This window comes from Streptomyces sp. NPDC001851 (assembly GCF_040297165.1).
Taxonomy (GTDB): Bacteria; Actinomycetota; Actinomycetes; order Streptomycetales; family Streptomycetaceae; genus Streptomyces.
Map to the genome: position 1 here is coordinate 14211 of NZ_JBEOYR010000019.1, position 24477 is coordinate 38687.

A 24477-nucleotide genomic window follows, 5' to 3' on the forward strand; every position below is an offset into this window, starting at 1 on the left:
TCGTCAATCACCGGAGACCTCCTGGACGAGCGAGTCAATGATCTTTGCCTGGGCGCGTATCGACGGGTGGTCGAAGAACGCGGTCAGAGGAAGGGCCGCCGAGAAGGACCGGCGGATGCGCGAGATGATCTGGGTGGCGCGCAGCGAGTGGCCGCCGAGTTCGAAGAAGTCGTCGTCCAGGCCGATGCCGTCCTTCTTCAGGACCTCGGCCCAGATCGCCGTCAGGCGCTCCTCGGTGGGCGTCGGACCGGACGGGCCGGCCGGAGAGGCCCCGGCGCCGGCGGGAGTGTCTTCGGCGGGCGGTGCGGGGGAGTGGTCCGCCGGGTCCGGCAGGGCTCGGCGGTCGACCTTGCCGTTGGCCGTGAGCGGCAGCGCGTCCAGGAACAGGATCCGGGCCGGCAGGAGGTACCTCGGCAGCACACCGGCGAGGAACTCCTTCGCCTCCTCGGCCGAGCAGGTGCGGCCGGGTACCAGCACCGCATGGGCGGCCAGTTCCTGGTCGCCCGCGCTGGTCCGGTAGGGGACGACGACGGCGTTGTGGATGGCGGGGTGGCGGCGCAGGGTTGCCTCGATCTCGCCGGGTTCGATGCGGTGGCCGCGGATCTTGAGCTGGTGGTCGGTGCGGCCCAGGTACTGCAGGGTGCCGTCGGGGTTCCAGCGGGCGAGGTCTCCGGTGCGGTAGAGGCGGCTGCCGGGTGGGCCGTAGGGGTTGGGCAGGAAGTGCCGGGCGGTGGTCGCGGGCCGGCCGAGGTAGCCGCGGGCGAGTCCGGGTCCCGCCAGGAAGAGTTCGCCCTCGACGCCGACGGGTACGGGTTCCAGCCCCGGCCCCAGGACATAGGCCTGCGTGTTGCCTATCGGGCGGCCGATCGGCACCGAATGGACCTCCGCCGGGAGATCGGCCGGTATCTCGTGGCAGCAGGCGAACGTGGTGCTCTCCGTGGGGCCGTAGCCGTTGGTGATCGATGTGCCGGGCAGCCGGGCCAGGGCCCGTCGCACATGGCCGGCCGACAGCGCTTCCCCGCCGACCACCAGATGCCGCAGCGGCGGCCACTGCTCGGGGCCCGAGTCCAGGACCGCGTTGAACAGCGCGGCGGTCAGCCAGGCCGTGTCCACCCGGTGCTCCCGCATGACGGCGAACAGTGCGTGGGCCTCGGGAACTCCGTCCGGGTGGAGGACACATGTGCCGCCGTGCGCCAGTGCGCCCCAGATCTCGAACGTCGAGGCGTCGAAGGAGATGGGTGCCGCGGCGAGGATCCGCCGGCCGGGGCCGAGTCCCAGGTGGTCCAGGCCGAACACCAGCCGGGTGACGTTGCGGTGGCTGGTCATCGTGCCCTTGGGCACACCGGTGGACCCGGAGGTGTACAGCACGTAGGCGAGGTTGTCCGGAGCCACCACGGTCCGCGGAGCATGGCTCGGGAGGGAGTCGATCGCCGTCCGCTGCCGGTCCAGTTCGACGACGCGGCGCGTCGCCGTGACCGTCTCCGGCAGCATGCCGTGCCGGGTGATCACCACGGCGGCGCCGGAGTCGTCCAGCATGTGTGTCAGCCGTGCCGCGGGGTAGTTCGCGTCGAGCGGCAGGTACGCGCCTCCGGCCTTGAGCACCGCCAGCAGGGCCACGATCAGCTCGGGGGTACGGGGCAGGCACACGGCGACGGGCCGGTCCACCGTCACGCCCTGGGCCAGCAGATGGTGGGCGAGCCGGTTGGCGGCCGTGTCCAGTTCCCCGTAGGTCAGGGTCCCGGCCGGGGAGACGACGGCGGCTGCCCCGGGTGTCCGCGCGGCGTGGCCACCGACCAGCCGGTGCAGACACTGCTCGGCGGGCAGGTCCCGCTCGGTGCGGTTCCAGGTCTCCACGACGGTCCGCCGTTCCTCGGCCGGCATCATCGGCAGCCGTCCCACCGGTCCGGCCGGGTCCCGCGCCACGCCTTCCAGCAGGGTGCGGTACTGCTCCAGCCAGCGGCGGGCGGTGCCCTCGGAGTGCAGGCACGGGCGGAAGACCAGGTCGAGGGAGATGTCCGTACCCGTCTGCACCGCGGTGAGGGTGACCTCGAACGGCGAGCCGGGCAGGGTGTCCATGGGTACCGGGCTCACCTCGACCGCGGGACCGAAGTCGGCGGTCACGTCCTCGCGTTCCATGTTGAAGACGGCGGTCACCGGTGCGGAACGCCGGGAGTCGCGGGCGAACCCGACCTCCTCCACGAGCCGTTGCAGGGGGTAGACGCCGTGCTCGTGGGCGGTGAGGACCTCGGCTCGCACCTGGTCCAGAACGGCGTCGAAGCGGCGCCGCGGGTCGTACACCGGCTCGCGCAGACACAGCACGTTGGCACGGTGGGCGACGAGATCGCGGTCCTGCGCCGAGGGCCGGTTGAGGAACGAGGCGCCCACGACCAGGTCGTCCGCGCCGGAGATCCGGTGGACGAAGACGCGGAACGCGGCCAGCAGTGTCATGTACAACGTCGCGGAGTGGTGCGCGCTCACCCGGCGCAGCTCCCGCACCAGGGGCGCGGGCAGAGGGACGCGGATCCGCCGCGCCGCCTGGTCACCGGCTCCGCTCGCGGTGGCGTCGGCGGGCAGGCGGACGTCCGGGAAGCCGTCGGCGAACTTGCCGGTCCAGTAGGCCCGGGCCGCCGCGAACGCGGGGGACTCCTGGAGGGCCGCGCACTGCTCGCCGTGGTCCGCGAGGCGTGGAGCGGGCGGCAGGGAGCTGCTGGTGCCTTCGCAACGGGCCCGGTAGAGCGCACCGAGCTCGCGCAGGAGCACGTCCCCGGCCCAGCCGTCCGCGACGATGTGGTGGTGGGTGACGACCAGGTGGTGGCGCTCCGCATCCAGCCGCAGCAGGTGGAATCGGACCAGTGGCGCCTGCCCCGGGTCGAGACCGGCCCGCAACTCGGCGTCGTACCACTGACGCACCATGGTCTCCTGCCGGGCGCCCGAGTAGGGGGAGAGGTCCAGCAGAGGGACGTTGACCAGCAGACCGTCCCAGATGTGCGCGGCGTCCCCGTCCGGGAAGCACGTGCGCAGCGACTCATGACGCTCCACCAGGTCGTCGACGGCGCCGACGAGGGCGGTGACCCGCAGTGGGCCCCGCAGTTCCAGGGCGATCGGGCACAGGTAGGCGCCCGTGGCCGCACCGCCGAGCCTGCTGGCGATCCAGACCTCGCGCTGCTGGTCGGTGAGGGGAACGGTCCTCGTCCTGAGGGTGCTTCGGCCGGTGTTCATATCGAGGTCGGCTCCGTGTCGGGCGGCCGGGCACCGGCCAGGGAGGCCAGTTGCTGCCGCATGAGGTCGAGCTGCCCGCCGAGCAGCTGCCGCAGGTTGTCGTCGGAGGTGTCCCGGTTCTGCGACCCGTCGTCCTCCAGCAGCCAGTGGCGCTCGCGGGCGAACGGATAGGCGGGCAACCGGACACGCCGGCGGTGCTCGTCCCCGTCCATGCGGTAGGGGGCGACGGCGGCGCCCCGGGTCCACAGGTCCGCGAGCACCCCGAGCAGGCCCGGCCCTGCCTCCTCCCTGCCGATCGTCACCACCACCCGCCCGGGGGCGTCGGTGAGGCGGCGGAGGTCGTCGTCGGACGCCTGGTGCGCCGCGGGGGCGCCGCTCGCCAGCAGGCGCATCAGCTCCGTCCGCGGCACGGTGCCGGACAGGAACGCCGCGGACCAGGCGCCCACACCCCGGCCGGCCATGGCCTCCGGCACCACGCCCCAGGACATGAGCTGCCGGGCCGCGGCCGTCTGGAGCGCGAACAGCAGCAGCCGGTCGTCCGTGGCGGGGTCGAGGCCGGTCTCGGCGCGTACGAGTGCGGACAGGGCCGCGAGATCCCTGGCGAGGCCCGGTGTCGAGCGCCGGACTTCGGCCGCCGGGTCCCTGTGGGTCCCTTCCGGGGCCACGGGAACGTCCGGGAGGACGAAGGCGACCGAGGGGGCCTCGTTCCCGGCCACGCCGCGCACCCAGAGCTCCGGCCGCAGCCTCCGTACGGCATCGGCGGTGTCCCGGCAGACCACGGCGGCGCGGTGCGGAAGGGCTCGGCGGCCGACCCGCAGGGTGTAGGCGACGTCCGCGATACGGACGCCCGGGTTCTGCCGCAGGAAGTGCCGGATGCGGTCCGCGAGTTGTTCCAGGGCCTGTGGGGTCTGCGCGGACAGCAGGAGCAGCTCGGCGCCTTCCTCCGGCACCGCTCCTCCCGCTCCTTCCGCTCGGGCAGCGGGTGCCCGGTCGGGTGCCTCCTCAAGGACGAGGTGGGCGTTGGTGCCGCCCATCCCGAAGGAACTCACGCCCGCCCGGCGCGGGGCCGCCTCCGTGCGGGGCCAGGGCGTGGCTGAGGTGACGACGCGGAACGGGGTCTGCTCGAAGCCGATCCGCGGGTTGGGCACCCGGTGGTTCAGGCTCGGCGGAATCAGTTCGTTCTCCAGCGCGAGGACGGCCTTGATCAGGCCCGCCACCCCTGCCGCGGCGTCCGCGTGGCCGATGTTGGTCTTCACGGAACCGAGCCCGCACCAGCGGCGGCGGTCGGTCCGCGCCCCGTAGGCGGCCGTCAGTGCGGCCACCTCGATCATGTCGCCCAGCGGGGTCCCGGTGCCGTGGGCTTCCACGTACGAGACGGTCTCCGGGTCCACGCCGGCGATGTCCAGGGCCTCCTGCACGACCGCCGTCTGACCCTCCACGCCGGGTGCGGTGTAGCCCACCCTCGCCGCGCCGTCGTTGTTGACGGCCGAGCCCAGGATGACGGCGCGGATGGAGTCCCCGTCGTTCAGGGCGGCGGCCAGGGGCTTGAGGACGACGACGCCGGCGCCTCCGCTCGGCACACAGCCGCCGGCGTCCTGGTCGAACGCCCGGCAATGCCCGTCGGGGGAGCTGATGCCCTCTTCGGGCCGGTAGCCCCTGTCCTGCGGGACCCGCAGGGAGACACCTCCGGCCAGGGCCATGTCGCACTCGCCGTTGAGCAGGCTCTGGACGGCGAGGTGGACCGCCACCAGTGAGGTCGAGCAGGCGCTCTGCACGCTGATGGCCGGCCCGCGCAGATCCAGCCGGTACGCGACGGAGGTGGCGAGGAAGTCCTTGTCGTTGCCGAGTTCGAGCCGCCGGTACGGTATCCGGTCGCGCAGCCCGGGCGAAGCCTGGATCTGCCGGAGATACGCGCTGGACGCCTGGCCGGCGAAGACACCGATGCTGCCCGGGTGCCTCGTGGTGTCGTAACCCGCCGACTCCAGTGCCTCCCAGGAGCACTCCAGGAAGAGGCGCTGCTGGGGGTCGAGGAGGGCGGCGTCGCGTGCGGTGTACCCGAACAGCGCGGCATCGAACCGGTCGATGTCCGCGACCAGTCCCGCCGCGTCGACCGTGTGGCGTTCCGCCGCGCCGGGCGACCGGGGTAAACGGGAGATCGACTCCACACCGTCACGCAGATTGCTCCAGAAGCCGTCCGCGTCGCGGGCGCCCGGATACCGGCACGCCAGGCCGATGACGGCGATCCGCCCGTCCGGTTCACCGTCGTCGAGGTCCGCGCGCGGTGCGCCGGACTCGTCAGGTGCGGTGCTCATCCCTCGTCTCCTGTCGTGGATCCGGTACGTCGCACTCGTCTGCCGCGTGCCGCCCTGCGCGCGGCCGCGCGGTCGGTGCCCGCCCGGACCGCCGCGGGCTCGGCCGTCCGGGCCGTGGCGGGCGGGGCCTGCAGGAAGCGGGCGAGCGCGCGGACCGTCGGGTGCCGGAAGACGGTCACGAGCGGGATCCCCGCCGAGTGCGTCGAGGCGGCGGGCAGGGTCAGCAGTTCCTGGTGCATGCGCACGGCGAGCAGGGAGGTGCCGCCCACGTCGAAGAAGTTCTCCTCCGCGCCGACGCCGTCCCGTCCGAGCAACCGGCACCAGATACCGGCGATCGCCTCCTCCGTTCCGTTCGCCGGAGGGGCCGCGGCGTGCTCGGGAAGTCGCTCAGGGCTCCGGTCGCGGAGCGCCGCCCGGTCCACCTTGCCGTTGCGGGTGAGGGGAATGGCGTCGAGCCAGGAGTACCCGGCCGGTACCGCGTGCTCGGGCAGGTGGCCACGGAGGAAGTCGCGGAGCTGGCCGGGGGGCGGCACCGGGGCACCGTCGGCGGCGACGAGCCAGGCGGTGAGCCGTGGCTCGGCGGCGCCCTGCGGGGTCTCGGTGAGGACCACCGCCTGGCGCACGGCCGGATGACGACTCAGGGCTGCTTCGACCTCTTCGAGTTCGAGCCGGAACCCGCGGAGCTTGATCTGGCCGTCCCTGCGGCCCAGGAACTCCAGGGTGCCGTCGGGCCGGTGCCGTACGAGGTCTCCGGTCCGGTACAGGATGCTGCCAGGACGGCCGCTGACAGGGTCGGGCAGAAAGACTCCCGCGGTCGTCCCGGGCCGGCCCAGATAGCCGCGGGCCACGCCCGCGCCGCCGATGTACAGCTCGCCGGGGACTCCCTGCGGGACCGGCTCCATGCGGTCGTCCAACACGTACAGCCGAGTGCCCGCGACGGGGCGGCCGATCGGCAACGGCCGTCCGTCCGACAGTGGTTCGTCCGGGCTGCAACGGTGGACGCACGCGCCGACGACGGTCTCCGTCGGGCCGTACTCGTTGTGGATCTCGCACGGTCCGCCCGCCTCGCGCCAGCGCGCCAGCACGTCCGCCGTGAGCTGTTCTCCGCCGAGCACCAGTGTCGTGGGCCAGGTGAGCGTCTCGGAGCGATCGTGCCGCGACAGCAGCATGCGCAGGTGCGACGGGGTGACCTTGAGCAGGCCGGGAGCCCGGTCGCGGCCGAGCAGTTCCACACCCGCCTGGGGATCGTCGGTGAAGGCAGGCATCACCTCGGTGGTGCCGCCGCTGATCAGCGGGACGAACAGCGGGGTGACGGCCATGTCGTAGGCCACGGACGTCGCCACCGGAGCGATTCCGGCCGCGCCGTCGCCGTAGGCGGTCCGTGCCCACTGCAGGTAGTTGGACAGTCCCCGGTGGGTGACACCGACGCCCTTGGGCCGGCCGGTGGAACCCGAGGTGTAGATCACGTAGGCGAGGCTGTCCGGGTGCGGTGCGGGCAGTTCTCCGGTGGGGGCGGCCGCGGTGCCGATCGCACCGGGGTCGAGCGTGGGCACCCCGAGTTCCGCGGTGCCGATCCCGCCGCCCTCGGCCACGAGCACCACATGGGCACCCGCGTCGGCGAGCAGCGCGCGCAGACGGGACGGCGGATGCTCCGGGTCCAGGGGGAGATAGGCGGCTCCGGCCTTGAGCGTGCCGAGGAGTGCCACGAGGAGGTCCGCGGAACGGGGCAGGCACACCCCGACGATCTTCTCCGGACCTGCGCCACGGGCCCGCAGACGATGCGCCAGGTGCTCCGCCCGGCGGTTCAGCTCCCGGTAGGTCAGCAGCCGGTCGCCGGCGTCGGTGACGGCCGGGGCGTCCGGGGTCAGTCCGGCCTGTTCCTCGAAGAGCCGGGGCAGGGACGGTCCCGGGTGACCCGGGCCGCCGTCCGCCCACCGCGTGAGCCGGTCCCGTTCGGCCCGGTCCGTGAAGGGTACGGCCAGCACGTCGCGGTCGGGGGCCGCGACGAGTCCCTCCAGCAGAAGCCGGTAGTGCGCGGCCAGCCGCTCGGCGGTGTCGTGCTCGAAGAGGTCGGCGCTGTAGTCGAGTTCACCGGCCAGGCCGTCGCCGTCGTCCCACAGCGCCAGCTCCAGTTCGAACCGGCTGGTGCCGGTGTCGGTGGGCACCGGTACCACCTCCAGTCCGGCCAGGCGCCGAGGCGGGGCACCGGTGGTGTGGAGGTTGAAGGTGACCTGGGCCAGCGGCGGCCGGTCGGGGCTTCGACTGGGCCGTACCGCTTCCACGATCTGCTCGAACGGCACGTCGAGGTTGGCCAGGGCACCGAGCGTCGTCTCGCGCACCCGGCGGATGAGCTGCCGGAAGCCCGGCCGGCCGGCGAGGTCGACGCGGAGCGGCACCGTGTTGACGAACGGCCCGATCAGCTGCTCCGTGCCGGGCGGGCGGACGGCGGGCGAGGTTCCGACGATCAGGTCGCGTTCGCCGGCGTACCGGCTCATCAGGACGGCGAAGGCGGCGCACAGGACCATGAACGGGGTGGCTCCCTCGGCGCGTCCCAGTGCTCGGGCGCGCGCGGCGAGCCCGGCCGGGACGCGGAACCGTACGCGGCCGCCCCGGAAGGACATCTCCGCCGGCCGCGGCCGGTCCGTGGGCAGCTCCAGGACGGTCGGGGCCCCGTCGAGTGCCCGCCTCCAGTGGCCGAGCTGCCGTTCGTGGTCCTCCTCGTGCGCCTGCTCGCGCTGCCATGCGGCGACGTCCCGGTACTGTACGGGCAGTTCGGCCAGCCGGGGCGGGCGGCCCTCGCTGAAGGCCCGGTAGCACTCGGTCAGCTCGTCGTACAGGATCCCCATCGACCACGCGTCACCGGCGCTGTGATGGAGCACCAGGACGAGGATGTGTTCCTGCTCGGCGACCTTGAACAGGGTCGTCGAGATCAGCGGGCCCGTGGACAGGTCGAGGGCGCGGCGGACCGTCTGCCCGATCCGCCGGGCCACGGCCGTCGCGGGCTCCCCGGTGAGGTCGGCCTCCGCGAAGGGGACCTGTGCCGGGTCGGACAGGTGGGTCACCAGGGTGCCTTCCTCCTCGGCGAACCTCGTGCGCAGTACCTCGTGCCGGGACGTGACGTGGGCGAGGGCGGCGCGCAGTGCCTCCCGGTCCAGTTCGCCGCGCAGCCGCAGTGCCGTGGGCAGGTTGAACAGCGCGGTGCCCGTGCGCAGCCGTTCCAGGAACCAGAACCTCTCCTGGACGAACGAGGCGCGGGCGGGCCGCCTGCGGTCGCGTGCGGGGATGCCGGGGATGGGGGACGCCTGCCCGGGCTCGTCGAGCAGAGCGGCCAGAGCCTCGATCGTCGGTTGCGCGAAGACCGACCGCACCGGGAGCCCGATGCCCAGCCGTTCCTGGATCCGGGCGGTCAGGCGTGCCGCCAGCAGCGAGTCGCCGCCCAGGGCGAAGAAGTCGTCGGTGATGCCGACCCGGTCCAGCTGGAGTATCTCCCGCCACAGCCCGTGGAGTTCGCGCTGCCGGGCGGTGCGGGGCGGATGGTGCACGGAACCGGGCGGGCGCTGCGGCTCCGGCAGTGCCGAGCGGTCCACCTTGCCGTGGGGTGTGAGCGGCAACGCGTCGAGCAGCATCAGGTCCGCCGGGACCATGTAGGCGGGGAGGCGTTCCCGCAGGCCGGCCCGCAGCTGGTCCAGCAGGGCCCCGGGTTCCGCGGGCGGGTCGGCGGGAACGGCGTAGGCCACGAGCCGCGGACGGCCCTGGGCGGTGGTCCTGACGGTCACGACGGCGTTGTGGATGGCGGGGTGGCGGCGCAGGGTTGCCTCGATCTCGCCGGGTTCGATGCGGTGGCCGCGGATCTTGAGCTGGTGGTCGGTGCGGCCCAGGTACTGCAGGGTGCCGTCGGGGTTCCAGCGGGCGAGGTCTCCGGTGCGGTAGAGGCGGCTGCCGGGTGGGCCGTAGGGGTTGGGCAGGAAGTGCCGGGCGGTGGTCGCGGGCCGGCCGAGGTAGCCGCGGGCGAGTCCGGGTCCCGCCAGGAAGAGTTCGCCCTCGACGCCGACGGGTACGGGTTCCAGCCCCGGCCCCAGCACATAGGTCTGCATGTTGGCGACCGGGCGGCCGATCGCCGGTTGCCGGGCCGCCTCCGGAGCGTCTTCCGGCGCGCGTGGGACGTCGCCCAGCGTGGCGCAGACCGCGGCCTCGGTGGGCCCGTAGGCGTTGATGAACCGCGGCACCGGTGCCCAGCGCCGGGGCAGGTCGGCCGGGCAGGCCTCTCCGGCCGACACGCACACCCGCAGGGCCGGGAACTCCTTCGGGTCGAGCTGGCTCAGCACCGAGGGCGGCAGCGTCACATGGGTGATCCCCGCCGTCTTGAGCAGGGCGGTCAGCTCCGGCCCCGCCGCCGCCTCCTGGGCCGTGGGCAGGACGAGTTCGGCCCCGGCCGACAGCGCCATCACGATCTCCCACACGGACGCGTCGAAGCCGGGCGACGCGAACTGCAGGACCCGGTCACCGGGTCGCACGTCGAGGGTCTCCCACTGGGCCAGGGCGAGGTTGACCGCGCTGCGGTGGCTGATCGCCGTGCCCTTGGGACGTCCCGTGGAGCCGGAGGTGTAGATCACGTAGGCCAGGCCGTCCGGGTGGCAGGTCCCGCTGGACGGCCGGGCGGAGCCGTCCGCGGTCGCCCCGGGCTGCCGGTCGGGCTCCAGGACCTGCAGTCCCTCGGCGAGGGACCGCGGCAACGCGTCGCCGTCGGTGATCACGGTACGGGTGCCGGAGTCGCGGACCATCCAGCGCAGGCGGTCCTCGGGGTAGTCCGGGTCCAGCGGGAGATAGGCCGCTCCGGCCTTGAGCACCGCGAGCAGGGCGACGATGGCGTCGGTGCGTCCTCGGCGCAGGCAGACGGCCACCGGAACGTCCGGCGCCGCGCCGGCGGCCCGTAACCGCAGCGCCAACCGGTCGGCCGCTGTTTCCAGTTGGGCGTAGCTGAGCGTCTCGGTGCCCGAGGAGACCGCCGGCGCCTGTGGGGTGCGTGCCGCCTGCTCGGCGACCAACTGGTGCAGGCAGCGGGCGGAGGTGCGGAGCGGTCGCGCGGTGGCGTTCCAGGACTCCAGTACACGGCGGCGTTCGTCGTCGTCGAGGAGGGGCAGCCGGGAGACCGGCCGGTGCGGATCGGCCGCCACGCCGTCCAGCAGCGTCAGCAGGCGCCCGGCCATCCGCCGCGCCGCGGCGGTGCTGATGACGTCGGGCCGGTGCACGAGCGATGCCTTCGGGCCGTCCGGTCCCTCCTGGATGTGCAGGCCGAGTTCGACGCTCCGCTCCCAGCCGGAGACGGCCGCGTCCGGGAGGCGGCTCTCGTACAGGTAGCCGGCCTGTACGAGGGCCGGGCGGGACGGCTCCGGATCGAGCCCGAGTGCTTGGACCAGGTCGGTGAGGGGGACGGGGGCATGAGCCCGGGCATCGGCGGCCCCGTCCCGTGCTGCCCGGAGGCATTCGGCGAACCCGGGGTCGCCGGAGAAGTCGAAGGGGAGGGGGAGGACGGTGAGTTCGCCGTCCGGCGTGCCGTGGGCGGTGCCCACGATCAGGCGCCGCTGTCCGGTGTGCCGGGTGAGCAGCACGGCCTCGGCGGTGAGCAACACCGTGGACAGGTCGGTGTTCTGATCCTCGCCGAGCAGGCGGAGCCGGTCGGCGAGCGGGGCGGGGAGGGGGATGCCGACGCGGCTCGGCGAGCCGTCCCCGGTCGCACCGAGGGGCTCGTCGGCCGGCAGGTCGAGCGTCGGAGGGACGTCGCGCAGCCGGTCGGTCCAGTAGGGCAGCGCCGCACGCGTCACTGCGCTGTCACTCACGCGGAATCCTTTGCCGTCATGCCGGAGACCGGCGGTTCACCGGTGGCCCGCTCCCCGAGCCGGGTGGACGACACCATCAGCAGCAGGGTGCCGAACGAATAGAGCGAAGCCACCACGGTGAACGGAATCCTGGTCTGGAAATGAGCGAACGCGGGACCGGTCAGGGAGAGTGCCAGTGAACCGGACACCAGCGTCAGCGTCATGAAAGCGGACATCGACTGCGGACGGAGACCGGATGGCGTCCGCCTGGTCTGGAGCGCGGTGGTGGGGGCTTCGATGAAACCCATGAAAACTCCCCCGAGACACAGCACGACACCGAAAGTCACCACGTGCAGATCGATGACGGCCACCCAGAGCACCAAGGACTCCGCAATGGCACCGCAGATCATCAGCTTGATGGGCTTGACGGCCTTCATCAGAGGGCCCACCAGAATATTCCCGGTGACGGCTCCGACCCCGAACACGGCGAGCAGTACACCCACGACGCGCGGATCGTCGTCATACCGGGAGAAGGCCAGAATGGGAATGGCCGCGAAGACGCACTGCCAGGCCATCTCGAATCCCACGTTGGCCACGGTCCACAGCCGCAGGACCCGATCCTGCCACAGGAACCGCACGCCGGCGACCAATTCACCGCGGCTTGAGGTGGTGGGGGCGACCTTTCCGGTCTGTACGAACAACGAGATGAGCAGGAAGGCGACGAGGAAGCTGGCCGCGTCGATCCAGAGCACCTGCCGCGCACCGAAGGCCGCCACCAGGACCCCGCCGAGCGGAGCCCCCAGCAGGAGAGTGACCCGGTTGGCCACCCCCAGCAGGGAGTTCGCCCGGGTCAGCAACTGCTCGTCATCTCCTACGAGTTCGGGGAGCAGCACCCGTTGGGAGGCGTAATAGGGGGTGAAAAACCCGCCCACGACGAAGACGATCCCCAGCAGGACGGGAAAAGTGAGAAGGTCCATTCCGTAGAGCAGCGGTACCAGCGCGATCAGCGCGGCGCGTGAGCCGTCGGCAATGCGCATGAAGGTGCGCGTTCCCAGCCGAGCCGCGAGAACTCCTCCCGGAATCCCCCAGATCGCCATGGACAGCATTTGAACGGCCAGTACCAGGCTCATCCGTGCAACGGATCCTGTGGTCGCAAGGACGAACCAGGGTAACGCCACCCGGGTAACCAGCGACCCCGAGACAGAGACCACCTCGGCACCCAGCAGAGCCATCAGAGATCTCGTATTTTTGGGCACCCGCCAATTCTTAGGCGGCGCCCCTCGCCGAAGTCAAGATCGAGCCACCCGCGTCAGGGTGTGACTCAACTCACTTCGGACTCCGGAGACCTGAGTGAACCCGCGCACGACCCCGTGCGTCCCGATGGCGTTCCGAATTGGCTTTACAGAGGTGCAGTTGCCGGGTGAACATGACGCTGCTTCATCGCGCCGCAGCTGCTCCGTTCCCTACGGTTTGAAGGCGAGGATTCGGCGAAAGTGTCGAACGCTGAGAGTGCAGAGACTGTCAAGGTGTTGAGGGCATTATTCGGCCAACTTCTCGGCCTTCCTGCCGATCAGGTGCCGACCGATGTCTCCTTCGTGGAACTGGGCGCGGACTCGCTCCTTCTGGTGGAAGCGACCGAGGTGATCGAGGACCGGCTCGGTGTCGACGTGCCGTTCAGGGATCTGCTCGACCGGTGCGGGGACATCGCCTCACTCGCGGCCTATCTGGCGGAGCTCGGAGTCAGCGTCGCGCAGGTGGACGAGTCCGCGGTCGGCGGGACCACCGTCCCGGCGCCCGAGACCGCGCCGGCCGAGCCGTCTCCCGCCGCGTACGCCGAGCCGTCTCCCGCCGGGTACGCCCAGGCTCTGTCGCAGCCGCCGGACCACGGCGAGGCGGCCTCCCTCGAACGGGAGATCATCGGCCTCCAGCTGGAGGTCATGCGACAGCAGCTCGACGTGCTTCGTGGACGGAGCCCCCGTCCGACCCCGTCAGCACCGCCGCAGCCGGCAGCGGTACGGCTCTCGCCCACCGGGGCCACCGGGCCCGTCGAGCCCGCTGAGCCCGCCGAAGCGGCGTCGTCCCAGGCGCTGGGCCCGTACCGGCCCATCGAAGCCCGGGCCGGAAGGGAGCTGACCGCAAGCCAGCTGCAGCACGTGAAGGCCCTGGTCACCTCCGTCGAGGCCCGCACCGAGGAGTCGAAGCGGCAGACGGCACGCCAGCGGCCCAGCCACGCCGACAGCAGGATGTCGGCCGGCTTCCACTTCCTGTGGAAGGAAATCGTCCACCCGGTCGTCGCCGACCGGGCCGAGGGCGCACGCTTCACCGACGTCGACGGCAACGAGTACGTGGACATCTCCATGGACTTCGGCGTCAACCTCTTCGGCCACAACCCGCCGTTCATCCGGGACGCCCTCCAGGCCCAGCTCGACAAGGGCATGCCGCTCGCCCCGTACAACGCTCTGGTCGGCCAGGTCTCCGAGCTGATCTCCGACCTCACCGGGCTGTCCCGGGTCGCCTTCCAGAACTCGGGCACCGAGGCCGTCATGGTGGCCGTGCGGCTGGCCCGCACGGTGAGCCGCCGGCGCAAGATCGTGATCTTCTCCGGTTCCTATCACGGAACGTTCGACGGCGTCCTCGCCCGCGGGTCGGCCGACCCGTCCCGGCCGCCGGGCACCGCCGTACCGCTGACCCGCGGAACCCCGCACTCGATGGCGCAGGACGTCATCGTCGCCGACTTCGCCGACCCGTCCGCCTTCGACGTGATCACCGCCCATGCCGACGACATCGCGGCCGTGCTCGTCGAACCCGTCCAGAGCCGGGTGCCGCAGGTCCAGCCCTTCGGCTGGCTGCGCGACCTGCGCGAGCTGACCGATCGGCTGGGCATCGCGCTCGTCTTCGACGAGGTGATCACCGGGTTCCGGCTGCACCCGGGAGGCATGCAGGCACTCAGCGGCGTCTGGGCGGACCTCGCGGTCTACGGGAAGGTCATCGGCGGCGGCATGCCCATCGGCGTCGTCGCCGGGAGCGAGAGGTACATGGCTCCCGTCGACGGCGGCCTGTGGTCCTACGGCGACGACTCCTGGCCCAGCGCCGAGACCACCGTGTTCGCCGGGACCTTCTCCAAGCACCCGCTCGCCATGGCCGCCGCCCACGCCGTGCTGCGCCGCATCAAGGACGAGGGCCCGGGCCTCCAGGAGGACCTCGGCGCCCGCACCGAGCGACTGCGGACGACGGTGAACACGGCGATGGAACGCGCCGCGATCCCGTTGCGCGTGGAGCGCGCCGGCTCCCTGTTCCGCTTCTCCTTCGGACGCGGCTTCGCCTATCCGGACCTCTTCTTCCACCACCTGCTCAACCGGGGTGTCTACGTCTGGGAGGGCCGCAACTGCTACCTCTCCACGGCACACACCGACGACGACGTGGCCTTCGTCGCGCAGACCGTCCAGGCCACGGTCGAGGAGATGGCGGCCGACGGCTTCGTCCAGACCGACTGAGGAGGAAGCCATGAGTGAGCGGACAGCCGCGGAACTGGCAGCCATCCGACAGGAGCTGATCCGGCGACGCCTGCGCGGCCACGGCCCGCAGGCCGCGCCCAAGTCCCCGGCCGCACCCGTCGTACCGGAGCGCCCGGGCCCCCGACGGGACACGTTACGGCCGGTCCTGTCCTCCGCCCAGCGCCGCATGTGGTTCCTGGACCGGCTGCTGCCCGGCAGCCCGGCGTACAACATCCCGGCGGCCTACCGGCTGCGCGGCCCGCTCGACCCGGCCGCGCTCGACCGGGCCCTGGTCACCGTGGTCGGGCGGCACGAGGCGCTGCGCACCCGGTTCTCCGCCGCCGACGGCGAACCCTTCCAGATCATCGAGCCCGCCCCGGACCAGGTGCTGCGCCGCGAGGACGCCTCCGGTCCCCCGGCCTCGTCGGCCCGGGGCGGGCAGGTCACCGTCGAGGCCCTCTGCGCCGCCGAGGCGGCAACACCCTTCGACCTGACGGCCGGACCGCTCCTGCGCGCCCGCCTGGTCCGGCTCGCCGCCGACGACCACCTCTTCCTGGTGACCGTGCACCACAGCGTCTTCGACGGCACGTCCGCGGGAGTCTTCGTCCGGGAACTCTCCGAGGCGTACGCCGCCCACGCGCAGGGCCGGCAGCCCGAGCTGCCCCTCCTGCCGTTGCAGTACGCGGACTTCGCGGCAGGCCAGCGGGAATGGCTCGGTGGGGCGGAGACGGCACGGCAGTCCCGGTACTGGCGGGAACAGCTCGCGGACATCACGCCTCTGGAACTGCCCACCGACCGGCCCCGGCCTGCCGTCGCCGGCCATCGCGCCGTCGACATCGACTTCGAGGTGCCCGTCCGGACCGTACGCGGCGTGCGGGAGCTGGCCAGGTCGCACGGCACGACGGCCTTCGTCGTCACCCTCGCCGCCCAGCAGGCGCTGCTGGCCCGGTACTGCGGCAGCGACGACATCGTGGTGGGCACCCCGGTCAGCGGACGGTCCCGGTCCGAACTCGAACCGATGATCGGGTTCTTCGTGAACACGCTGCCACTGCGCGCCCGGCTGGGCGACGACCCGCCCTTCACCACGCTCGTGGACCGTCTGCGGGAGACGGCGCTCGACGCCTACGCCCACCAGGACCTCCCCTTCGAACAGCTCGTCGAGGAGCTCTCCCCGAGCCGTGACCTGAGCCGGAACCCCATCTTCCAGGTCTGGTTCGGCCTGCTCAACCAGGGCTCGGCGGGCGAACTGGCGGCCCTGGACCTGCCGGGCATCGAGGCGACGGACCTCCCGACGGGCGAGGCCACCACCAGGTTCGACCTCGAACTCCACCTCTACGACGCCGGAGGCGACCGCCTGACCGGGCGGGTGATCTGCGCGCAGGACCTGTTCGAGGAGACCACCGCCCGCCGCTTCGCCCGCCACTACCTCCACCTGCTCGACGCCGTCGTACGGGACCCGTCCCTGCGCGTGTCGCAGGCGCCCCTCACCCCTCCCGACGAACGCCGTGCCGCCGTCGCCGTGAGCAGCGGCCCGGCCGAGCCCTGGGAACAGGAACTCAGCACGGCCGCCCTGTTCGAGCGGCAGGCGACCGCGACCCCGCAGGCCGTGGCCCTCGTCTGCGGCGAGACGGAGATGACCTATGCCGAGCTGAACGCACGCGCCAACCGGCTCGCCCGGTTCCTGCGCGAGCGGGGCGTGGGCCCCGAGGTCCTGGTCGGCCTGTGTCTCCGGCGCGGCCCGGAGATGCTGGTCGGGCTGCTGGCCGTACTCAAGGCCGGGGGAGCCTGCGTCCCCATGGACCCCGAGACACCGCCCGAGCGGCTGCGCTACATCCTGGACCAGTCCGCGGTGCTGCTCACCGTCACCCAGTCCGACCTGGCCGGGTCGCTGCTCGCGGGTGAGCCGGTGGTCCGGGTGGACGCGGACCACGACGAGATCGAGGCTCACCCGGGTGGGAACCTGCCGGGCGGCGCCGGCCCGGACCATCTGATGTACGTCATCTACACCTCGGGATCCACCGGACGGCCCAAGGGCGTCATGATGACCCACCGGCCGATCCTCAACCTGGTCTCCTGGCAGTTGCGCCGCACCTCGGCGCACGGGCCGACGCTCCAGTTCGCGGCGATCAACTTCGACATCTCGTTCCAGGAGCTGTTCACCTCCTGGGCGGCGGGAGAACGGGTGGTGCTGCCGGTCGAAGAGGAGCGCCGGGACCCCGAACAGCTCCTGGCGCTCATGGCCGAGCACGGCGTCCGCCGGTTCCACTGCCCACCGCCGGTACTGGAACAGGTCGCCGCCGCCGCGGCACGCGGCAGCGGCGCGCACACAGCCCTGCCGCCCCTGTCCGAGATCGTGCCCGCGGGCGAACAGCTCCGCCTGGGGGCGGAACTGCGCACGCTGCTCGACCGGCTCCCCGGTGTGGCCGTCGACAACCAGTACGGCCCGACCGAAGCGCATGTGGTCACCGCGTTCCGGATGACCGGAGACACCGCCGGCTGGCCGGACAGCCCGCCGGTGGGAACACCCATCGCCAACGTCCGGGTCTACCTGCTGGACGGGAACCTGGAGCCCGTGCCTCCGGGACTGCCCGGAGAGGTCTACGTGGCCGGTCCCTGTCTCTCCCGCGGGTACCTGCGCCGTCCGGACCTCACCGCCCGGGCCTTCCTGCCCGACCCGTTCGCGGGCGAGCCCGGGGACCGCATGTACCGCACGGGCGACCAGGCCCGCCGCCGGGAGGACGGCACGCTGGAGTACCTCGGCCGGACGGACTTCCAGGTCAAGATCCGTGGCTACCGGATCGAGCCGGAGGAGGTCGAGGCCTCGCTGGCCGAGCTGCCCGGCGTCGTCCGGGCGATCGTCACCGTCACGGCGGCGGCCGCCGGCGGACAGCAGCTCGTCGCCTACGCGCAGACGGCCCCGGGTTCGCCCCTCGGCGCCGACGACCTGATCGCCGGTCTCCGGCGGCGGCTGCCCGCCTACATGATCCCGGCCGCCCTCGTCGTGCTGGACGAGCTGCCCCTGTCCGTCTCGGGCAAGGTGGACCGCTCGCGGCTGCCCCGGCCCGTCGCCAACGCCGAGGACTACGTCGCTCCCCGTGACGAGGCCGAGCGCGCCGTCGCGGAGATCTGGCGCCGGGCCCTGAAGGTGGAACGGGTCGGCCTGCGCGACAACTTCTTCGAGCTCGGGGGGCACTCCCTTGCGGTTCCCCAGGTCGTCTACCGGGTCCGCGAGCACTTCGGCATCGACCTGCCCCTGCGGACGATGTTCGACCAGCCGGTACTGGAGGACTTCGCCGCCGCCGCCCGGGAAGCGGGACATGGCGTGGCCGAGCCCGCCAAGCCGGTCACCTTCCGGGGGCTGAGCCGCCCGGCTCCGGGGCGGACGCAGCTGTTCTGCCTGCCGTTCGCCGGCGGCGGCACCGACGGCTTCGACGCCTGGCTGCCCCCTCTCGCCGACCGTTTCGACGTCCATGTCGCCCTGCTGCCGGGCCGCGGTGCACGTTTCACCGAGGCCATGCCGCACTCCACCGACGAACTGGTCCCCGCCATCGCAGCGGAGATGAGGCCCTTCCTCGGTGAGCACGTCGTCCTGTTCGGGCACAGTCTGGGGGCGCTCCTCGCGTACGAGCTGGCTCGCGAACTCCAGCGGTCGTACGGCGTTTCCCCCGCCTGCCTCGTGGTCTCCGGCCAGACCAGCCCGCAGCGCCGCGACCCGGCGGGGCTGCACAAGCTCCCCCCGGAGGAGATGCTCCGCGCGCTGGCGGAGTTCGGGGGCGTCGACCCCGCCGTCTTCGACGAGCCCGAGCTGCTCGAACTGGTCGTGCCGACGCTCCGTGCCGACGTCGCGATGGCGGAGACGTACCGGTGGTCGCCCGGACCACCCCTCGACTGCCCGCTGGTGGTCTACGGATCACACGGCGATCCGGGCACCACACGGGCGACCCTGGCCGGCTGGCGCGAGACGACGACGGGTCCGGTGGAGACGCGTCTCTTCCCGGGCGGCCACTTCCACTTCAACGACGACCCCGAGGGGTTCGCCGCCGATCTGCTGCGCAGGCTCGCCCCCCACCTGCCCACGGGTCCGCGGTGAGCCTGCCAGGAGAGACCATGAGCACCGAGCCGACCCAGCGGCCCGCACGATCCGCCACGCCCGGGGCGCTGCCGTCCTTCGGCCAGCGGCGGCTGTGGTTCCTGGAACAGCTCCACCCGGGATCGCCCGCGTACACGATCACCTACGATTTCCGGCTGCGCGGCCGGCTCGACACCGAAGCCCTCGGCCGCGCCTTCGACCTGGTCGTACAGCGCCACGAGGTGCTGCGGTCGCGGCTCCGCGCCGAGGACGGCACTCCGTACGTGACCGTGGCGGAGCCGGGGACCTTCCGGCTGGAGTGCCTGGACCTGTCCGGCCCGGACGCCGTGGACCGGGCGCGCGAGCAGGCCGGGGCCGAGGCGGCACGCTCCTTCGACCTGGCGCGGGATCCCCTGTTCCGCGCCCGCCTCCTGCGACTGGGCACCGACGACCACGTCCTGCTGGTCACCGCCCACCACAGTGTCTTCGACGCCTGGTCCTGGGACGTCCTGGCCCGGGAGCTGTCCGCGGGCTACGCCGCGCACCTCGCGGGCCGGACCCCGGAACTGCCCCGACTGCCGCTGCAGTACGCCGACTTCGCGGAGCAGCAGCGGCAGCGGCTGACCGATGACGTGGTCCGGGAACACGTGGACCACTGGCGTGACCATCTCGGGGACGACCCGCAGGGAGTGGAGCTGGTCTGCGACCGGCCCCGGCCCCAGGCCCCGGGCCACGAAGGCCACGTGGTCGAGTTCACCCTCTCCGCGGAACTCACCGAAGCGGTGCGGACGGTGGCCCGGCGCCACCGGGCGACCCCCTTCATGGTGCTGCTGGCGGCCTACCACGCCGTCCTCGCACGCTGGTCCCGCGCCCGCGAGGTCGTCGTGGGGTACCCGTTCGCCGGCCGTACCGAGCCCGAGTACGAGGACATGGTCGGCTTCTTCGTCAACCTTCTGCCGCTGAAGGCCGATCTCCGGGGTGACCCCTCCTTCGGGGAACTGCTCACCCAGGTACGGACGGCGCTCCTGGAGGCGTTCGCCCGGCAGGAGCTGCCCTTCGAGCAACTCGTCGAGGAGCTGGGGCTGCCGCGGGAGGTCGGCCGGGACCCCCTCGTACGGCACACGTTCCAGCTCCTGCACAGCGACCCGGACGGGGGGCCGAGTGCCCTGTCCCTGCCGGGGCTTGAGGTCGCACCCTTCGCCGACGAGTCCCGGGCCACCCGTTTCGAACTCGAAATGCACCTGATCGACCAGGGGCGGGGCGAGTTGCGGGGACACCTCGTCTACGCCACCGCCCTCTTCGACGCCGCCACGACGGCACGCTTCGTCGACCACTACCGCACCTTCCTGACCGCCGTCTGCGCCGCCCCGGACACTCCGGTGTACGACGTCGAGCTGCTCGGCCCCGAGGAGAAGGGGCTGCTCACCCGGTGGAACGCCACCGGACGGGGCCGTGACGGGGGCCCGGACGTCCTCGAACGCTTCACCGAAGCGGTCCGGCGGGACCCGGAGTCCCTCGCCGTCGTCGCCGACGACGTGCGGCTCACCTACGGTCGACTCGACGCCCGCGCCGAGCTGCTGGCAGGGACCCTGCGCCGGCACGGGCTCGGCGCCGAACGGGTCGCCGGCGTGTTCCTGCCCCGTGGCGCGGACCTCGTCGTCGCCTGGCTGGCCGTGCTGAAGGCGGGGGGCGCCTACCTCCCCCTCGACCCGCGGCTCCCGCGAGAACGCATGGCGTACATGCTCGGCCACACAGGCGTCGAGCTGGTCCTCACCGACCGCGACCTGGCGGACGCGCTGCCCGAGGGTACGCGTGCCGTGCTGGTGGCCGAGCACGCAGCCGACGAGCCCGGGGACGAGCCTGCCGCGGCGGAACCGGGGGAGCCGGGGGACGCATCCGCCGTCGCGGAACCGCGGGAAGGCGCACACCCCGCCGCCCTCATGCACGTCATCTACACCTCCGGCTCCACCGGACGCCCCAAAGGCGTCGCGATCGAGCGCCGCTCCTTCGCCAATCTCCTGGACTGGCACATCCGTGAGCAGGCCCTCGGTCCCGGTGACACCGCCACGCAGGTGGCCAACATCTCGTTCGACGCCGCCGGTTGGGAGATCTGGGGGGCGCTGGCGTCCGGAGCCTGTCTTCACTTCCCGCCGGACGACACGATCCCGTCGGCCGAGAAAATGGTCGAGTACCTCGCGGAGTCCGGCACCACGGTGGTCTTCGCCACCCCGGCGGTGGCCGAACAGCTGGTCGGCCACCCGCTCAGCGAGGTCACCGACGTGCGCACCCTGCTGACCGGGGGCGACCTGTTCCGCCCGCAGCCGGCGGACGTGGCCAAGGTGCCGGGGCTGAACGTCTACGGACCGACGGAGGGCACCGTCCTCGCCACCGCGACCGGCCTCGACGTCACGCACCCCGGCAACGGTATCGGCCGGCCGATCGACAACGTCCGTGTCCACGTACTCGACGACCGGCTCAGGCCCGTGGGAGTCGGGCTGCCGGGCGAGATCTACCTTGCCGGAGAGGGTCTGGCCAGGGGCTACTTCGGCGCCCCGGCGCTGACCGCCGAGCGGTTCCTGCCGGACCCCTTCGCCGTCACTCCCGGCGGCCGCCTGTACCGAACGGGTGACCTCGGCCGCTGGAACTCCCACGGGGTGCTGGAGTTCCTCGGCCGTGCGGACCGCCAGGTGAAGATCCGCGGGTACCGCGTGGAAACCGGTGAGATCGAGGCCGCGCTCCGCGCCCTGCCCGGCGTGCGCGACGCGGCGGTGGGTCCGGCCCCGGTCCGGGGCTCCCAGCGGCTCATCGCCTGGTACACGCCCGACGGGGAGGACGCCCCGGCCGGACAGGAGCTGCGGGACCGGCTCCGGGGGAATCTGCCCGAGTACATGCTTCCGGACATCTTCGTCGCCCTCGCGACGATGCCGATGACCACGTCCGGAAAGATCGCCCGCACCTCCCTGCCGGTTCCCGAGAAGCCGGGCGGGGAGTACGTGGCGCCGAGAGACGAATGCGAAGCCGCGATCGCGCGGATCTGGGCCGAGGCGCTGCACCTGCCCAGGGTCGGCGTGGAGGACGATTTCTTCGAGATCGGGGGCCACTCGCTGATCGCCACCCGGATCACCGCACGGATCCTCGACACCTTCGGCACCGAAGTCCCCCTGCGGGACCTGTTCGAGCGCCGCACGGTCGCGGCACTGGCCCGGGTGGTCGAGGAGCAGGTGAGCGCACAGGTGGGTGCGATGTCCGAGGAGGAACTCCTCACCGCGCTCGACACGGAAGGGGAACCGTGGTGACCGATCAGCGTCTGGCCAGAGTGCACGAGTACTACCGGCTGGTTGATGCCGACGACGTGTCCGGGCTGGTCGCCCTGTTCGCCGAGGACGCCGTCTACCGCCGGCCCGGTTACGAGCCCATGCGGGGGCACGCCGACCTGAAATCCTTCTACAGCGAAGAGCGGGTCATAGCCGGCGGCACCCACAGGATCACCTCGGCCGTGGTGGAAGGTGATCGCGTCGCCGTGCGGGGCGTGTTCGGCGGCGTCCTCAAGAACGGCTGCGAAGTCGCCGTGGAATTCGCGGACTTCTTCGAACTGAACGAGGACCGGCGGTTCGCCCGACGGGAGACCTACTTCTTCGCCCCGCTCGTCTGAGCAGAGCGGCCGGGCGAGGTCAGGGCACGGTGCAGAAGGTGCTCATGGCGGCCCGGGTCCGTCTTTGTGCGCTGCTGGTGAAGGCGGGGTGGGGGAGTTGTCGTATCTGGTCCACGCGCGTAGCGAATCTGATGGCATGAGCATGCCATCCATGGCACCCTCTCTCCCACCGCCGCACGAGCACGACAGCATCCACAACCGTCCCGGTCGGCCCCACACCGGCCGGGCGTTCCCCCCACAAAAGGAGCTTGTGTGACCTCCCGCGACACACGCCACCGGCGCACCGCTGCAGCCGCGGCCACAGCCGTCGCCGCCACCACGGCACTTCTGAGCACCACGCTCACCTCGACTGCCACCGCCCAGCCCGCCACCGGCGCCCCCCGCCTTGCCGCGGCCCCGGTCACGCTGTCGGCGGCCGCCCGTGCGGGGCTGATACAGAAGGCGCAGGCCGACGCGGCCCGGACCGCGCAGCACATAGGTCTCGGCGCCAAGGAGAAACTGGTCGTCAAGGACGTCGTGAAGGATGTGGACGGCACCGTCCACACCCGCTACGAGCGCACCTACGCGGGCCTTCCGGTGCTCGGCGGCGACCTCGTCGTCCACACCGCCGAGTCCGGCAGGACCGAGGGCGTGACCCGGGCGACGACGCAGAAGCTGAAGCTCGCGTCGCTCAAGCCGCAGATCACCGCCGCCAGGGCCGAGAAGCAGGCCCTGGGCCTGGCCAAGGCGGCGGGGTCGGCGAAGACCGCCGCGGACCAGGCTCCGCGCAAGGTCATATGGGCGGTGAGCGGCAAGCCCGTTCTCGCCTACGAGACGGTCGTCGGCGGCCTGCAGGACGACGGCACCCCCAACCAACTGCACGTCATCACCGACGCCGCCACCGGGAAGAAGCTCTTCCAGTACCAGGGCATCGAGACCGGCGTCGGCAACACCCACTACAGCGGCAAGGTGGACCTGTCGACGGCGCAGTCGGGCTCGTCCTACACCCTCACCGACGCCTCGCGCGGTGGTCACAAGACCTACGACCTCAACCACGGCTCCTCCGGCACCGGCACGCTGTTCTCCCAGTCCAGCGACACCTGGGGCGACGGAACGGTGTCGAACGCGGCGACCGCCGCCGCGGACGCCCACTACGGCGCGCAGGAGACCTGGGACTTCTACAAGAAGACCTTCGGCCGCAGCGGCATCAAGAACGACGGCGTCGGCGCGTACTCCCGCGTCCACTACGGCAACTCGTACGTGAACGCGTTCTGGGACGACGGCTGCTTCTGCATGACGTACGGCGACGGCTCCGGCAACAACGACCCGCTGACCGCGCTCGACGTCGCCGGGCACGAGATGAGCCACGGCGTCACCTCCAACACCGCCGGGCTGGAGTACACCGGTGAGTCCGGCGGCCTGAACGAGGCGACCAGCGACATCATGGGCACCGGCGTGGAGTTCTACGCCAACAACTCGTCCGACCCGGGTGACTACCTCATCGGCGAGAAGATCAACATCAACGGCGACGGCAAGCCGCTGCGCTACATGGACAAGCCCAGCAAGGACGGCGGCTCCGCGGACTACTGGTCCTCCAGCGTGGGCGGCCTGGACGTGCACAACTCGTCCGGCGTCGCCAACCACTTCTTCTACCTGCTGTCCGAGGGCAGCGGCGCGAAGACGATCAACGGCGTGAGCTACGACTCGCCCACACAGAACGGCTCCACGGTCACCGGCATCGGCCGGGACAAGGCGCTGCAGATCTGGTACAAGGCGCTGACCACGTACTTCACCTCGACGACCGACTACAAGGGCGCCCGCGCCGGCACCCTCAAGGCGGCATCCGACCTCTACGGTGCCTCCAGCACCGAGTACAAGACGGTCGAGGCAGCCTGGTCCGCGGTCAACGTCAGCTGATCCCCACAGGCCAGGGCCG

9 protein-coding genes are annotated in these 24477 nt (G+C 72.1%); 5 read left to right on the forward strand and 4 right to left on the reverse strand.

The features are described 5' to 3' along the window. Positions 1–3: 3 nt before the first annotated feature. From ABT171_RS26500 to ABT171_RS26515, 4 genes are read right to left on the reverse strand one after another with little or no spacing between them, the layout of a single operon-like run. Positions 4–3219, reverse strand: a complete 3216-nt coding sequence (locus ABT171_RS26500; RefSeq protein ID WP_351247946.1) for a non-ribosomal peptide synthetase — start codon at positions 3217–3219, stop codon at positions 4–6. Then, a complete protein-coding gene (locus ABT171_RS26505; protein WP_351247947.1) occupies positions 3216–5531 on the reverse strand; it encodes a type I polyketide synthase in 2316 nt (771 codons plus the stop codon). The genes ABT171_RS26500 and ABT171_RS26505 overlap by 4 nt, the downstream gene beginning before the upstream one ends. Continuing rightward, on the reverse strand, positions 5528–11368 hold the full coding sequence (locus ABT171_RS26510; RefSeq protein ID WP_351247949.1) for a non-ribosomal peptide synthetase: 5841 nt from the start codon (positions 11366–11368) through the stop codon (positions 5528–5530). The genes ABT171_RS26505 and ABT171_RS26510 overlap by 4 nt, the downstream gene beginning before the upstream one ends. Next, positions 11365–12579 carry an MFS transporter gene (locus tag ABT171_RS26515; protein WP_351247951.1) on the reverse strand — a complete coding sequence of 405 codons (1215 nt, stop codon included), beginning with the start codon at positions 12577–12579 and terminating at the stop codon, positions 11365–11367. The genes ABT171_RS26510 and ABT171_RS26515 overlap by 4 nt, the downstream gene beginning before the upstream one ends. A 294-nt stretch (positions 12580–12873) precedes the next feature. Here ABT171_RS26515 and ABT171_RS26520 point away from each other — a divergent pair, with 294 nt between their 5' ends. From ABT171_RS26520 to ABT171_RS26540, 5 genes are all read left to right on the forward strand, one after another. Further along, entirely contained in the window at positions 12874–14841 is a 1968-nt protein-coding gene (locus tag ABT171_RS26520; protein ID WP_351247953.1) for an aminotransferase class III-fold pyridoxal phosphate-dependent enzyme, read from the forward strand. Between the two features lie 10 nt (positions 14842–14851). Continuing rightward, complete coding sequence (locus ABT171_RS26525; protein ID WP_351247955.1) at positions 14852–18931, forward strand: non-ribosomal peptide synthetase; 4080 nt, start codon at positions 14852–14854, stop codon at positions 18929–18931. A gap of 17 nt (positions 18932–18948) precedes the next feature. After that, positions 18949–22206, forward strand: coding sequence for a non-ribosomal peptide synthetase (locus ABT171_RS26530; protein WP_351247957.1), 3258 nt, complete (start codon positions 18949–18951; stop codon positions 22204–22206). Continuing rightward, positions 22203–22562, forward strand: a complete 360-nt coding sequence (locus tag ABT171_RS26535; RefSeq protein ID WP_351247959.1) for a nuclear transport factor 2 family protein — start codon at positions 22203–22205, stop codon at positions 22560–22562. The genes ABT171_RS26530 and ABT171_RS26535 overlap by 4 nt, the downstream gene beginning before the upstream one ends. A 252-nt stretch (positions 22563–22814) precedes the next feature. Next, entirely contained in the window at positions 22815–24458 is a 1644-nt protein-coding gene (locus ABT171_RS26540; RefSeq protein ID WP_351247961.1) for a M4 family metallopeptidase, read from the forward strand. Positions 24459–24477: the final 19 nt, after the last annotated feature.

Bases quoted from the DNA above. Each gene is read 5' to 3' on its own strand.
- ABT171_RS26515 (WP_351247951.1), bottom strand. From the start codon at position 12,579: ATGGCTCTGCTGGGTGCCGAGGTGGTCTCTGTCTCGGGGTCGCTGGTT.
- ABT171_RS26525 (WP_351247955.1), top strand. From the start codon at position 14,852: ATGAGTGAGCGGACAGCCGCGGAACTGGCAGCCATCCGACAGGAGCTG.
- ABT171_RS26500 (WP_351247946.1), bottom strand. From the start codon at position 3,219: ATGAACACCGGCCGAAGCACCCTCAGGACGAGGACCGTTCCCCTCACC.
- ABT171_RS26530 (WP_351247957.1), top strand. From the start codon at position 18,949: ATGAGCACCGAGCCGACCCAGCGGCCCGCACGATCCGCCACGCCCGGG.
- ABT171_RS26505 (WP_351247947.1), bottom strand. From the start codon at position 5,531: ATGAGCACCGCACCTGACGAGTCCGGCGCACCGCGCGCGGACCTCGAC.